The 14,728-nt window shown below is 74.8% G+C and carries 1 protein-coding gene; it reads left to right on the plus strand.

The genetic code is table 11. The features are described 5' to 3' along the window. Nucleotides 1–86: 86 nt before the first annotated feature. Nucleotides 87–14,717 carry a type I polyketide synthase gene (locus Q4V64_RS44525; protein WP_348540826.1) on the plus strand — a complete coding sequence of 4,877 codons (14,631 nt, stop codon included), beginning with the start codon at nucleotides 87–89 and terminating at the stop codon, nucleotides 14,715–14,717. Nucleotides 14,718–14,728: the final 11 nt, after the last annotated feature.

Genomic DNA, 14,728 nt, shown 5'->3' on the forward strand with positions numbered 1-14,728 from the left:
CGGAAACATCCAACCCCCAGGGACAGTCTTCGATCGGACGTCGGTGAATTCGGCGTGCGCTCGGTTATCCGCAGAGGTGGAGCTGAATGGCGACTGAGGAAACCCTCCGTGACTACCTCAAGTGGGTGACCGCGGACCTGACCCAGACCCGTCGGCGCCTCACCGAGCTGGAATCCGCCGAGCAGGAGCCGATCGCCATCGTCGCGATGGCGTGCCGGTACCCCGGCGGTGTCGCCTCCCCCGACGACCTCTGGCACCTGGTCACCGATGGCGTGGACGCGACCTCGGCGTTCCCCGCCGACCGGGGCTGGGAGACCTGGTACGAGCCGGGCTCGGCCGGGACGGACGTCCACACCGGTGGCTTCCTCCACGACGCCGGCGACTTCGACCCGGTGTTCTTCGGGATCAGCCCGCGCGAGGCGCTGGCCATGGACCCGCAGCAGCGAGTCCTGCTCGAAGTGGCCTGGGAGACCTTGGAGCGGGCCCGGATCGACCCCGCGACGTTGCGCGGCACGCAAGGCGGCGTCTTCGTCGGCGGCAGCTACCTCGGGTACGGCTCCTACGTCGAGGACCTGCCCGACGGCGTTCTCGGCCACCTGCTCACCGGCACCGCCCCCGCAGTGCTCTCCGGTCGGCTCGCCTACACGTTCGGCCTGGAGGGCCCGGCGGTCACCATCGACACCGCCTGCTCCTCCTCGCTGGTCGCGTTGCACATGGCCTGCCGAGCCCTGCGCAGCAGGGAGTGCTCGATCGCCCTCACCGGCGGTGTGGCTGTCATGTCCACCCCGGACTCGTTCGGGGAGTTCAGCAAGCAGGGCGGCCTGGCCGCAGACGGGCGGTGCAAGTCGTTCGCGGACACGGCCGACGGCACCGGCTGGTCCGAGGGCGTCGGCCTGCTGCTGATCGAGCGCCTCTCGGACGCTCAGCGCCTCGGCCACCCGATCCTGGCCGTCCTGCGGGGCAGCGCCGTCAACCAGGACGGCGCCTCCAACGGCCTCACCGCCCCGAACGGCGGCGCCCAGCAGCGCGCCATCCTGCAGGCCCTGGCGTCGGCCGGTCTGTCCCCGGCCGATGTGGACGCGGTGGAGGCGCACGGGACGGGGACCCGCCTGGGTGATCCGATCGAGGCGCAGGCGTTGCTGGCGACGTACGGTCAGGGCCGGTCGGAGGACCGGCCGTTGTGGCTGGGGTCGGTGAAGTCGAACATCGGGCATGCTCAGGCGGCGGCGGGTGTGGCGGGGATCATCAAGATGGTGCAGGCGATGCGGCATGGGGTGTTGCCGCGGACGTTGCATGTGGATGCGCCGTCGTCGCAGGTGGATTGGTCGGCGGGTGCGGTGGAGTTGTTGACGCGGGCGCGGTCGTGGCCGGAGGTGGGTCGGCCGCGGCGGGCGGCGGTGTCGTCGTTCGGGATCAGTGGGACGAACGCGCATGTGATCGTGGAGGAGGCTCCGGCTGCCGCGGAGGTCTCCGGTGAGCCGGTGGTGGTGTTGCCGGTGGTGCCGTTGGTGGTGAGTGCGCGTTGCGAGGGGTCGTTGGAGGCGCAGATTCAGCGGGTGCGTGGGGTGGAGGCGGCGCGGCTGGATGTGGGTGCGGCGTTGACGTCGCGGGCGGTGCTGGAGCGGCGGGCGGTGCTGCTGGGCGGCACCGTGATCCAGGGGGTGTCGGTTGAGGGGCGGCTGGCGGTGGTGTTCACCGGTCAGGGGTCGCAGCGGGTGGGGATGGGCCGGGAGTTGTATGAGACGTTCCCGGTGTTCGCGGCGGTGTTCGACGAGGTGTGTGCGGCTCTGGATCTTTCGCTGCACGAGCTGGATGAAGCGTCCTTGGATCAGACTGGGTGTGCCCAGCCGGCCATCTTCGCGGTGGAGGTGGCGTTGCTGGCGTTGGTGCGGTCCTGGGGCGTGACCCCGGACGTCGTCGCGGGCCACTCGATCGGCGAGATCACGGCTGCCTACGCGGCTGGGGTCCTGAGCCTTGCGGATGCGGTGGCGCTGGTGGCGGCTCGGGGCCGGTTGATGCAGGCGTTGCCGTCCGGTGGGGCGATGATGGCGGTGGGTGCCTCGGAGGCGGAGGTGCGGGAGGCGTTCCCGGACATCGACATCGCGGCGGTGAACGGCCCGGCCGCGGTGGTGGTGTCGGGGCTTGAGGCGGACGTGGAGCAGGTCGCCTCACTGGCCGGTGAGCGAGGATGGAAGACCAACCGGTTGCGTACGAGCCACGCGTTCCACTCCCGTTTGATGGAGCCGATGCTCGCCGAGTTCCGCACGGTCGTGGAGACACTCACCTTCGCCGAGCCGACACTCCCAGCTGTCTCCACGGTTACCGGCCGCCCCGTCGAACCCGGCCAGTGGTCGGACCCCGACTACTGGGTCGACCAGGTCCGCCAACCGGTCCGTTTCGCCGACGCGGCGATGTCCTTGGACGCGGACCGGGTGCTGGAGTTGGGGCCGGAGGGTGTGCTGGCCGCGTTGGCGGGTGCGGTGTGCCCGGACGCGGTGGCGGTGGCGGGATTGCGCCGCGACCGGGAGGAGTGCGCGGCGCTGCTCACCGCCCTGGGCGAACTGTTTGTCCGGGGCCAGCGTGTGGACTGGGCGGTGGTGTTCGAGGGCACCGGTGCCCGCCCGGTCGACCTGCCCACGTATCCCTTCTCCCACCAGCGCTACTGGCTTCGCCCCACACCCCGCGAAGCTGTCACCTCGACGGGCACGGACGCCGACTTCTGGGCCGCGGTCGACTCCGCCGACCTCAGCGCGGTCGCAGGCGAACTGCGCATCGACGCCGAGGCCCACGGGGAGACGCTCGGCGCCCTGGTCCCGGCGCTCTCCTCCTGGCGCCGCCGCACACAGCGCCGCGACCAGTCCGACGGCTGGCGTTACCAGGAGACCTGGACGGGGTTGCCCGACCCGACCACGCGTGCGCTCACCGGCACCTGGATGGTGGTCGCCCCCGGCGACACGTACGGCGTCGACGAGATCCTCACCCGGGCCGGCGCCGACGTCGTGACGCTTCCCGCGGCCGACCGGGCCACACTCGCCGCCCGGCTCCGCGAGCAGGGCGAGATCGCCGGGGTCGTCTCGCTCCTCGCGCTGGGCGACGGCGCGGACGAGGCGGGTGTCCCGGCGGCGCTGTCCGGAACGCTCGCGCTCGCCCAGGCTGTCGAGGACGCCGCCGTCACCGGTCCGCTGTGGATCCTCACCCGGGGAGCCGTCGCCACCGGGCCCGGCGACCAGGTCGCCGGCGTGGAGCAGGCCGAGACATGGGGCCTGGGCCGGGTGGCCGGCCTGGAGTATCCGGACCGCTGGGGCGGCCTCCTCGACCTGCCCGAGACGCTCGACGTGCGCGCCGCCGACCGGCTCGTCGCGGTCCTCGCGGGCGGCCTCGACGCCGAGGACCAAGTCGCGGTCCGCCCTTCCGGTCTGCTCGTCCGCAGGCTGGAGCACGCGCCCGCCGGACCCGACGAGGGCTGGCAGCCGCGCGGCACCGTCCTCGTCACCGGCGGCACCGGAGCGCTCGGCGGCCATATCGCCCGCTGGGCCGCCGCCCAGGGCGCCGCGCACCTCGTCCTGGCAAGCCGGCGCGGGCCGGATGCGCCCGGCGCGCACGACCTGGCCGACGAGATCCGCGCCACGGGTGCCCGCGTCACGGTCGTCGCCATGGACCTGGCCGACCGAGGAGCTGTCGCGGCCCTCCTCGGCCAGGCCACCACCGACCCCGAGGCCCCGCTGACCGCGGTCGTGCACGCGGCCGGCGTCTCGCACAGCGCGCCGCTGGCCGACCTAGACGCCGCCGACCTCGCGTCGGTGCTCGCGGGCAAGACCGCGGGCGCCCTGCACCTCGACGAGCTCCTCGGCGACACGGACCTGGACGCGTTCGTGCTGTTCTCCTCGATCGCCGCCACCTGGGGCAGCGGCTGGGGCGGCGCCTACGCGGCCGCGAACGCCGGCCTCGACGCCCTGGCCCAGCGGCGGCGCGCTCGCGGCCTGGCCGGCACGTCGCTGGCCTGGGGCCCGTGGGCCGAGGCGGGCATGGCCACCGAGGGCGACACCGGCACGGCGCTGAGCCGACGCGGCCTCGCCCCGATCTCCCCCAACCTCGCCATCGACGTCCTGCGGCGTGCTGCCCAAGGATCCTCGCCGCTCCTCACCGTCGCCGACGTGGACTGGGCGACCTTCGTCGAGACGTTCGCCGCGGCCCGCCGCCGGCCGCTGCTGGAGGACCTGCCGGAGGTCGCCGCCCTGGCCGCCGACGAGCCGATCGTCGAGACCGGCTGGCGCTCCCGGCTGGCCGCCCTTCCCCCGGCGCAGCGTGAGACCGCGCTGGTCGACCTGGTCCGGGGCCACGCCGCACGCGTCCTGGGCTACCCGTCCGCCGAGGCGATCGCGGTCAAGCGGCCGTTCCGCGAACTCGGCTTCGACTCGCTCACCGCGGTCGAACTGCGCAACGCGCTGGCCACCGAGACCGGGCTGCGCCTGTCCCCGACGCTCGCATTCGACTACCCGACGCCGCTGGAACTCGCCCACCACCTGCGGGAGCAGGTCTTCGACTCCGAGGCCGCCGAGGCCGCCCCGCCGGTCACCGGCACGGCGCCCGCGCCCGCCGACGAGGACCCGATCGTGCTCACCGCGATGGCCTGCCGCTTCCCGGGCGGCGTCAGCAACCCCGACGAACTGTGGGGCCTGGTCGCCGGGGAGGCCGACGCGATCGGCCTGTTCCCGGCGAACCGCGGCTGGGACGTCGACGCGCTCTACGACCCCGACGCCGCCGACGGGAACGGCACCACGTACACCGTCAACGGCGGATTCGTCGAGGACGCCGACCGGTTCGACCCGAGCCTGTTCGGGATCAGTCCGCGCGAGGCCCTCGCCATGGACCCGCAGCAGCGGCTCCTGCTGGAAACCGCGTGGGAGACGTTCGAACGGGCCGGCATCGACCCGCTGTCGCTGCGCGGCCGACAGGCCGGCGTCTTCGTCGGCACCACCTACCAGGGATACAGCTCCCTGCTGGAGGAGAGCCCCGACGACCTGAGCGGGTACCTCGGCATCGGCAGCGCCGGCAGCGTCGCCTCCGGGCGGATCGCCTACACCTTCGGCCTCGAGGGGCCCGCCGTCACCATCGACACCGCCTGCTCGTCCTCGCTGGTCGCCCTCCACCTCGCCGCGCAGGCACTCCGCCAGGGCGAGTGCGGCATGGCGCTGGTCGGCGGTGTCACGATCATGGCGACGCCGGGCACGTTCACCGAGTTCTCCAAGCAGCGCGGGCTGGCCGCCGACGGCCGGTGCAAGCCCTTCGCGGCGGCGGCCGACGGTACCGGCTGGGCCGAGGGCGTCGGCATGCTTCTGGTCGAGCGGCTGTCCGCGGCCCGGTCGGCCGGGCGCCCCGTGCTGGCCGTCGTACGGGGCTCGGCGGTGAACCAGGACGGTGCTTCCAACGGGCTGACGGCGCCGAACGGCCCGTCGCAGCAGCGGGTCATCCGGGCCGCCCTGGCCAACGCGGGCCTGACGCCGGGCGAGGTGGACGCGGTCGAGGCGCACGGCACCGGCACCACCCTCGGCGACCCCATCGAGGCGCAGGCGCTGCTGGCCACCTACGGGCAGGACCGTTCCGGAGAGCCACTCTGGCTCGGGTCGGTCAAGTCCAACCTCGGCCACTCCCAGTCCGCCGCCGGCGCGGCCGGCGTCATCAAGATGGTCCTCGCGATGCGGCACGGGCTGCTGCCCAGGACGCTGCACGTCGACGCGCCCACGCCCCAGGCCGACTGGGACTCCGGCGCCGTACAACTGCTGACCGAGGCCCGGCCCTGGCCCGCCGGAGACCGGCCGCGCCGGGCGGGCGTGTCCGCGTTCGGGGTCAGCGGCACCAACGCCCACGTCATCCTGGAGGAGCCATCGGCCGCCGACGGGGAAGAGCCGCGACCGCGCGGCCGCGGCGCGCTGCCCGTGCTGCCGTTCGTCGTCTCCGCCGCCACCGAGGCCGGCCTGGACGCACAGACCGAGCGCCTCCGCGACTGGCTCGACGCGCATCCGGACGTCGATGTCGTGGACCTGGCCCGGACCACCGCGGGTCGGGCCGCGCTCGTACATCGGGCGGTCCACCTGGCGCCGAACCGGGCGCAGCTGCTCCGCGCGCTCAAGCGGCGGGACGCCGTGGCGCGCGGCGAGACCGGCGGGGGCCGCCTCGCCCTGCTCTTCACCGGCCAGGGCGCGCAACGCCTGGCGATGGGCGAGCAGCTCTACGCCGCGTACCCGGTGTTCGCGGCCGCGTTCGACGAGGTGTGCGAGCAGATCGACCCGCTGCTGGAGCAGCCGCTGCGGCTGGTCGTCTTCGCCGACCCGGACGCGCTCGACCGGACCGCCTACGCCCAGCCCGCACTGTTCGCGATCGAGGTGGCGCTGCTGGCTCTGCTCCGGCACTGGGGAGTGACGCCCGACTTCGTCGCCGGGCACTCGATCGGTGAGATCACCGCCGCCCACGCCGCCGGTGTCCTGTCCCTGGCCGACGCCGCCGCGCTGGTGGCGGCGCGGGGCCGGCTGATGCAGGCGCTGCCGCCGGGTGGCGCGATGCTCGCGGTCGGCGCGTCTGAGACCGATGTCGTTCGGGCGTGCCCGGACGTGGACCTCGCCGCGGTGAACGGGCCGCACGCCGTCGTGGTCTCCGGGGCGGCCGACGCCGTCACGCGGGTCGCCGAGCTGGCCGCGGAGCGGGGCTGGAAGACGAACCGGCTGCGGACGAGCCACGCGTTCCACTCCCGCCTGATGGAGCCGATGCTCGCCGAGTTCCGCGCGGTCGTCGACCGGATCGCCTTCACCGCGCCGCAAATGGCCGCAGTCTCCACCGTGGAGCCCGGCGAGCCACTGCGCTGGACCGAGCCGGAGTACTGGGCCGAGCAGGTCCGCCGCCCGGTCCGGTTCGCCGACGCGGTGAGCGAGCTGACCGCCCAGGGCGTCACCCGGTTCCTGGAAGTCGGCCCGGACGGCGTGCTGACCGCGCTGGTCGGCGCAGTCGAGCCGGACACGCTCGCCGTGCCGACGCTGCGCCGGGACCGGGACGAGGTCGGCACGCTGATCAATGGCGTGGCGACGCTGTTCACCCGGGGCACGGAGGTCGACTGGACGGCCGTCCTCGACGGCGCCGGCACACCGCTGCCCGACCTGCCGACCTACGCCTTCCAGCGGCAGCGCTACTGGCCGCAGGCCGGCACCGGCGCCGACGGCACCGACCCGGCGAGCCTCGGGCTGGGCCCGGCCGAGCACTCGCTGCTCGGCGCCGCGGTCCCGCTGGCCGACGGCGACGGCGCCGTACTCACCGGCCGCCTCACGCTCCGCGCCCAGCCCTGGCTGGCCGACCACACGATCCTGGGCACCGTCCTGGTGCCGGGGACCGCGCTGCTCGACCTCGCCCTCGCCGCCGGAGCCGTGGTCGGCGCCCCGACGGTCGAGGAACTGGTGCTCCAACAGCCGCTGCCGATCGGCGCCCCGGGCGGCGTCGCCGTACAGATCGGCGTCGGCGCCCCGGACGAGACCGGCCGCCGCCCCCTCACCGTCCACTCCCGCCCGGGCGAGCCCACGACCGAGGACCCCTGGACCGTCCACGCCACCGGCTTCCTCAGCACCGCTCAGCCGGCCGCAGAGGCGTTCGCCTGGCCACCGCCCGGCGCGGCCCGCCTGGCCACGGACGACCTCTACGACCGGCTGGCAGCGGCGGGCTACGCGTACGGGCCGGTCTTCCAGGGCCTGCGCGAGGTCTGGCGGCAGGGCGACGACCTCCACGACGACCTCTACGTGGAAGCGGAACTGCCCGCCGATCCCGACCGGTTCGCCGTCCATCCCGCACTGCTCGACGCGGTCCTGCACGGTCTGAGCACGGGCCAGGACGGCGACGGCGCCACCCGGCTGCCGTTCGCCTTCACCGGCGTCACCGTCCACGCCGAAGGAGCCGGGCTGCTGCGGGCCAGGCTCCGCCTGGACGGCGAGAGCGTCCGCCTCGACGCGGTCGACGCCGCAGGCGAACCGGTGGCCACCGTCGAAGGCATCGCCTTCCGCCAGGTCACCGCCGACGAGACCAGTGCCGGCCCGTCCGAGACGGCCCGCTCGCTGTTCGCCGTGGAGTGGACACCGCAGGACCTGACCCCGGAGGCGGAAGGCCCGGCCGAGATCGCGCTCGGCGAGCCGCTGCCGACGACAACCACGGCGGTGCTCGCCGTCGACGCGACCGCGCCGGGCTCCGCCCGGGACCGGACCGCCGCGCTGCTCACCCTGCTCCAGACCTGGCTCGCCGACCCTGACTGGGCCGATTCCCGACTGGCCGTACGGACGTTCGGCGCGGTCGGCCAGGACGTCACCGACCCGGACGGCGCGGCGCTGTGGGGCCTGGCGCGGTCGGCCCAGTCCGAACACCCCGGCCGGATCCACCTGATCGACGCCGCCGAGGCCGCGCTCCACCCGGTGCCGCAGGCGCTGGTGCGCGACGGCACGGTGACCGTGCCGCGCCTGGCCCGGCTGCACGCCCCGGGCACGCCGGAGTTCGGCGACGGCGTCGCTGTGGTCACCGGCGCCACCGGCACCCTCGGTGGCCTCGTCGCCCGGCACCTGGTGCAGGCCCACGGCGTCCGGAGGCTGCTCCTGCTCTCCCGCTCCGGCGGGAGCCTCGACATCGACGGCGCCGAGGTGCGCGCGCTCGCGTGCGACCTGTCCGACGCCGACGCGGTCGCCGCCGCGCTACGCGACGAACCGGTCACCACGGTCGTGCACGCCGCCGGCGTCATCGACGACGGCCTGCTCACCGACCTGACCCCCGAACGGCTCGACGCGGTCTTCCGCGCCAAGGTCGACGCGGCCCGCAACCTCGCCGCCGCGACGCGGGACAAGCCCCTCAGCGCGTTCGTCCTGTACTCCTCGGCCTCGGGGCTGTTCGGCAACGCCGGCCAGGCCAACTACGCCGCCGCCAATGCCTTTCTCGACGCCTACGCCGCCCAGCTGCGGGCCGAGGGGATCCCCGCGACCTCGCTGGCCTGGGGGCTGTGGGACGTCGGCCTGGGCGCCGCGCTCGCCGAAACCGACCGCCGACGACTCGCCCGGAGCGGATTCGGCGCGCTGGACTCAACGGCCGGCCTCGCGCTTTTCGACGCCGCGCTGGCCGCAGGCCGCCCGGCCGCCGTCCCGATCCGGCTCGACCTGGCCGCGCTCCGCGCCGTCGAGGAGCCTGCCGAACTGCTGCACGGTCTGATCCGGACACCCGCACGCCGGCGCGCCGCCGCGGCCGGGACCAGAGGCTCCGCGCTGGCCCGGCACATCACCGGCCTGGACGAGGCCGACCGGGTCCCGGCGGCGCTGACCCTGGTCCGCACCCACGCGGCCGCGGTGCTCGGCTACCCTGGCCCGGACTCGATCCCGGCCGGCCGTGCCTTCCGCGAACTGGGCTTCGACTCGCTCACCGCGGTCGAGCTGCGCAACCGGCTCGCCACCGAGACCGGCCTGCGCCTGCCCGCGACGCTGATCTTCGACCACCCGAACCCCACCGCCGTGGCCGAGCACCTCGCCACCGAGCTGTCCGGCGCGGCCCCCGCTCCGGTAGCGGTCCCGGCCGTCGCCGCGCCGGCCGACGACGACCCGGTAGTGATCGTCGGCATGGCCTGCCGCTACCCCGGCGGAGTCACCACCCCCGACGAGCTGTGGGACCTCGTCGCCGCCGGTCGCGACGGCATCGGGCTCTTCCCCACCAACCGCGGCTGGGACGTCGAGGCCCTCTACCACCCCGACCCCGACCACCCCGGCACGTCGTACGCCCGCGAGGGCGGATTCCTCTACGACGCCGCCGACTTCGACCCGGGACTGTTCGGGATCAGTCCGCGCGAGGGCATGGCGATGGACCCGCAGCACCGGCTGCTGCTCGAATCCTCGTGGGAGACCCTGGAACGCGGCGGCGTCGACCCGCTGGGCCTGCGCGGCTCCCGCACCGGCGTCTTCGTCGGCCTGATGTACCACGACTACCTCGGCCGGCTCACCACCGTGCCGGAGGACATCGAGGGCTTCCTCGGCACCGGCAACTCCGGCAGCGTCGCCTCCGGCCGGATCGCGTACACCTTCGGCCTGGAGGGCCCGGCCGTCACCGTCGACACCGCCTGCTCCTCGTCGCTGGTCGCGCTGCACCTCGCCGCCCAGGCCGTGCGGTCGGGCGAGTGCGACCTGGCGCTCGCCGGCGGCGTGACGGTGATGGCGAGCCCCGGCACGTTCACCGGCTTCTCCCGGCAGCGCGGTCTTGCCGCCGACGGCCGCTGCAAGTCGTTCGCGGCGGCGGCCGACGGCACCGGCTGGTCCGAGGGCGTCGGCCTGCTGCTGGTCGAGCGGCTCTCGGACGCGCGGCGCCTCGGCCACCCCGTCCTGGCCGTGGTGCGGGGCAGCGCGGTGAACCAGGACGGGGCCTCCAACGGGCTCACCGCGCCCAACGGTCCGTCCCAGCAGCGGGTCATCCGGGCCGCGCTGGCGAACGCCGGCCTGACGCCGGGCGAGGTGGACGTGGTCGAGGCGCACGGCACCGGCACCACCCTCGGCGACCCCATCGAGGCGCAGGCGCTCCTGGCCACCTACGGCCAGGACCGTTCCGGAGAGCCGCTCTGGCTCGGGTCGGTCAAGTCCAACCTCGGCCACACCCAGGCCGCGGCCGGCGCGGCCGGGATCATCAAGATGGTCCAGGCCATGCGGCACGGCGTCCTGCCCCAGACCCTCCACGTCGACGCGCCCACCCCCCAGGTGGACTGGGCCGCCGGAAACGTCGAACTGCTCACCTCGCCCCAGCCCTGGGCGGCGGGGGAGCGACCGCGCCGGGCCGGGATCTCCTCGTTCGGGATCAGCGGCACCAACGCGCACGTCATCCTCGAGGAGCCGCCGACCACCGAGGTCACCCCGGGCCCGGCGGTGAACCGTACGGTGCCGCTGGTGATGTCCGCCAACGACGCGGCGGCGCTGGCCGAGCAGGTCGAGCGGATACGCACCGTGCTCCGCGACCGGCCGGACCTGAGCCCCGCGGCCGTCGGACACGCGCTGACCAGGCGAGTCACCCTGCCGCACCGCGCGGTACTGCTCAGCCCCGGCTCCGCGGAACCGGTCGCGACCGGCCGCGCCGCCGAAGGGCGGCTGGCGATGGTGTTCACCGGGCAGGGCGCCCAGCGCGTCGGCATGGGCCGCGAACTCTACGCGGCATTCCCGGCGTACGCGACGGCCTTCGACGAGGCGGCGGCCGCACTCGGCCTCCCGCTGCACGAGGCGCTGGACGACCCGTCCCGGCTGGACCAGACCGGCTGGGCACAGCCCGCCATCTTCGCCGTCGAGGTCGCGCTGCTGGCCCTGCTGCGTAACTGGCGGGTCAAGCCGGACGTGGTGGCCGGTCACTCCGTCGGCGAGATCACCGCCGCCCACGCCGCCGGCGTCCTGAGCCTGGCGGACGCCGCCACCCTGGTCGCGGCCCGTGGTCGGCTCATGCAGGCCCTGCCCACAGGCGGCGCGATGCTCGCGGTCGGCGCCGCCGAGGCCGAGGTCCGCGCACTGCTGACCGCCGGGAACGACACCGGGGAAGAGCCCGCCGCCGACATCGCGGCGGTGAACGGGCCGAGCGCGGTCGTGGTGTCGGGAACCGAGGCGGACATCGACCGGGTCGCCGCGCTGGCCGCCGAGCGCGGCTGGAAGACGAACCGGCTGCGGACCAGCCACGCCTTCCACTCCCACCTGATGGAACCGATGCTCGCGCAGTACGCCGACGTCGCGCGGGGACTGACCTTCCGCGAACCCCGGCCGGCCGCGATCTCCACCGTCGAGCCCGGCGAACCGCTGCGCTGGACCGACCCGGAGTACTGGGTCGAGCAGGTCCGTCGGCCGGTCCGGTTCGCCGACGCGATGGCGCTGCTGGACGCGGACCGGGTCCTCGAAATCGGCCCCGACGGCGTACTCACCACGCTCGTCCAGGACGCCCGGCCCGAACTCACCGCGGCGGCCACCCTGCGCCGCGGCCGCGACGAGGTCGAGACCCTGCTCACGGCGCTGGCCCAGGTCCAGGTCGCCGGACAGGAAGTCGACTGGGCCGCGACCTTCGGCACCGGTCCCGCACCCGTCCTCGACCTGCCCACCTACCCGTTCCAGCACCAGCGGCTCTGGATCGACCTGACCGACCCGGCAGGCGACCTCGCCGGCGCGGGCCTGCACGACGCCGAGCACGCCCTGCTGGGCGCCGCCGTCACGCTCCCGGACAGCGACGGCCTGCTCTTCACCGGGCGGCTGACCGCCGGATCACCGGCTTGGCTGGCCGACCACACGGTCTTCGGCACGGTGGTCGTCCCCGGCGCCGCTCTCGTCGACATCGCCCTGGCCGCGGGAACCCGATCAGGCGCCCCCGTCCTCGACGAACTGCTCCTCCAGGAACCGCTCGCACTGCCCGCCACCGGCGGGATCGCCCTGCGTGTCACGGTCGGCGCCCCCGACGAGGACGGACGCCGGGCCCTGGCCGTCTACGCGCAACCCGACGGCATCGAGGGCTGGACCACCCACGCCACCGGGTTCCTCGCCACCGACACCGGAACACCGCAGCCGCTCCCCGAGCCGCCGCCGGGCGGCGAAACGGTGCGGCTCGACGGCCTCTACGAGCGCCTGGCCGACGCGGGCCTGAGCTACGGCCCGACCTTCCAAGGCCTGGTCGGCGCCACACACCACGGCGACCAGGTGGTCGCCGAAGTACGGCTGGACGACATGGACCCCGACGGGTACGGCGTCCACCCGGCCCTCCTCGACGCGGCCCTGCACGCGATCGGCGCGGCCGGACTCTTCGACGAGGCAACCCGGCTGCCGTTCGCGGTCACCGGGGCCCGACTGCACGCCGTGGGCGCCGGCACGATCCGCGTCCACCTCACCCGGGTCGGCGACAGCGCGGTCCGCCTGGCCGCCCTGGACAGCTCCGGCACCCCCGTGCTCACCATCGACGAACTGGCCTTTCGCCCGGTCACCGCGGAACAGATCAGCGCCGTCCCGGCGGGCCTCCGGCCGCTGTTCGGCCTGGACTGGATACGGCAGGACGTCACGCCCACCGAGGAGCCCCGCACCGCGATCGCGCTCGGCGAGCCACTGCCGACCACGACCGCCGAGGTACTGGTAGTGGACGCGACCGCGCCGGGCCCCGCCCGGGACCGGACCGCCGCGCTGCTCACCCTGCTCCAGACCTGGCTCGCCGACCCCGACTGGGCCGATTCCCGGCTGGTCGTACGCACATCCGGCGCCGCCGGCGACGAGGTCACCGACCCGGACGGGGCCGCGCTGTGGGGCCTCGCCCGAGTGGCCCAGTCCGAGCACCCCGACCGCATCCACCTCCTGGACGCACCCGAGGACACGGCGTTCCCGCTGCCGCAGGCGCTGGTCCGCGACGGCGTCGTACGGGCGCCGCGCCTCGTACGGCTCGAGGCCTCGCGGACGGCCGACCTCGGCGACGGAACCGTGGTCGTCACCGGCGCCACCGGGACGCTCGGCAGGCTCGTCGCCCGGCACGTGGTGCAGGCCCACGGCGTCCGGAGGCTGCTCCTGCTCTCCCGCTCCGGCGCGAGCCTCGACATCGACGGCGCTGACGTGCGCGCGCTCGCGTGCGACCTGTCCGACGCCGACGCGGTCGCCGCCGCGCTGCGCGACGAGCCGGTCACCGCAGTGATCCACGCCGCTGGTGTCCTCGACGACGGCACCCTCGAAGCGCTGACCCCGGAGCGCCTGGACACGGTCTTCCGCGCCAAGGTCGACGCCGCCCGCAACCTCGCCGCCGCGACGCGGGACAAGCCCCTCAGCGCCTTCGTGCTCTACTCCTCGGCCTCGGGACTTCTCGGCAACGCCGGCCAGGCCAACTACGCCGCCGCCAACACCTTCCTCGATGCCTACGCCACCCACCTGCGCGCCCAGGGAATCCCGGCGACCTCGCTGGCCTGGGGCCTGTGGGACGCCGGCATGGGCAGCTCGCTCACCGACGCCGACCGCACCCGGCTCGCCCGCACCGGCTTCGGCGCCCTCGCACCCGCCGACGGCCTCGCCGCCTTCGACGCCGCCCTCGCCGCCGACCGGCCGCTGGCGGTGCCGATCGCCCTCGACCTCGCCGCGCTGCGGGCCGCCGCGAGCGACGGCACGGTCCCCGAACTCCTGCGTGGCCTGGTCACCGTGGTACGCCGGGCCACCGACACCGCCCCCACCCAGGCGCTCGCGGCCCGGCTCGCCCCGCTGAGCGAGGCCGAACGCGAACGGACCCTGCTCGCTCTGGTCCGGGCCCGCACCGCCGCCATCCTCGGCTACGCCACCCCGACCGACGTCGAACCCACCCGCGGCTTCCTCGAACTCGGCTTCGACTCGCTGACCGCGGTGCAGCTGCGCAACCAGCTGCACGCCGAAATGGGGCTGCGCCTCCCGGCGACCCTGCTGTTCGACCACCCGTCGCCGACCGCGCTCGCCCGGCACCTCACCGAACTGCTCCGCCCCGACCGGGCGCCCGAGGTCAGCCCCGTCGACACCCTCTTCACCGAGATCGCCAACCTCGAAGCCCGGCTCAAGGCCGCCACCCTCGACGACGGGCACCAGATCGCGATCAGACAGCGGCTGCGCACGCTCGCCGCCTGGGCCGCGCCCGAGGACGGCGCCGCCACCGACGACCTCCAGTCGGCGACAGCCGAAGAGATCTTCGACCTTCTCGACAACCTCGGCAACCAGTGAGCCGGCCCAGA

The organism is Streptomyces sp. NL15-2K (assembly GCF_030551255.1).
Classification (GTDB): Bacteria; Actinomycetota; Actinomycetes; order Streptomycetales; family Streptomycetaceae; genus Streptomyces.

Excerpts from the sequence above, each read along its gene's own strand:
- Q4V64_RS44525 (WP_348540826.1), top strand. The coding sequence starts at position 87 with ATGGCGACTGAGGAAACCCTCCGTGACTACCTCAAGTGGGTGACCGCG.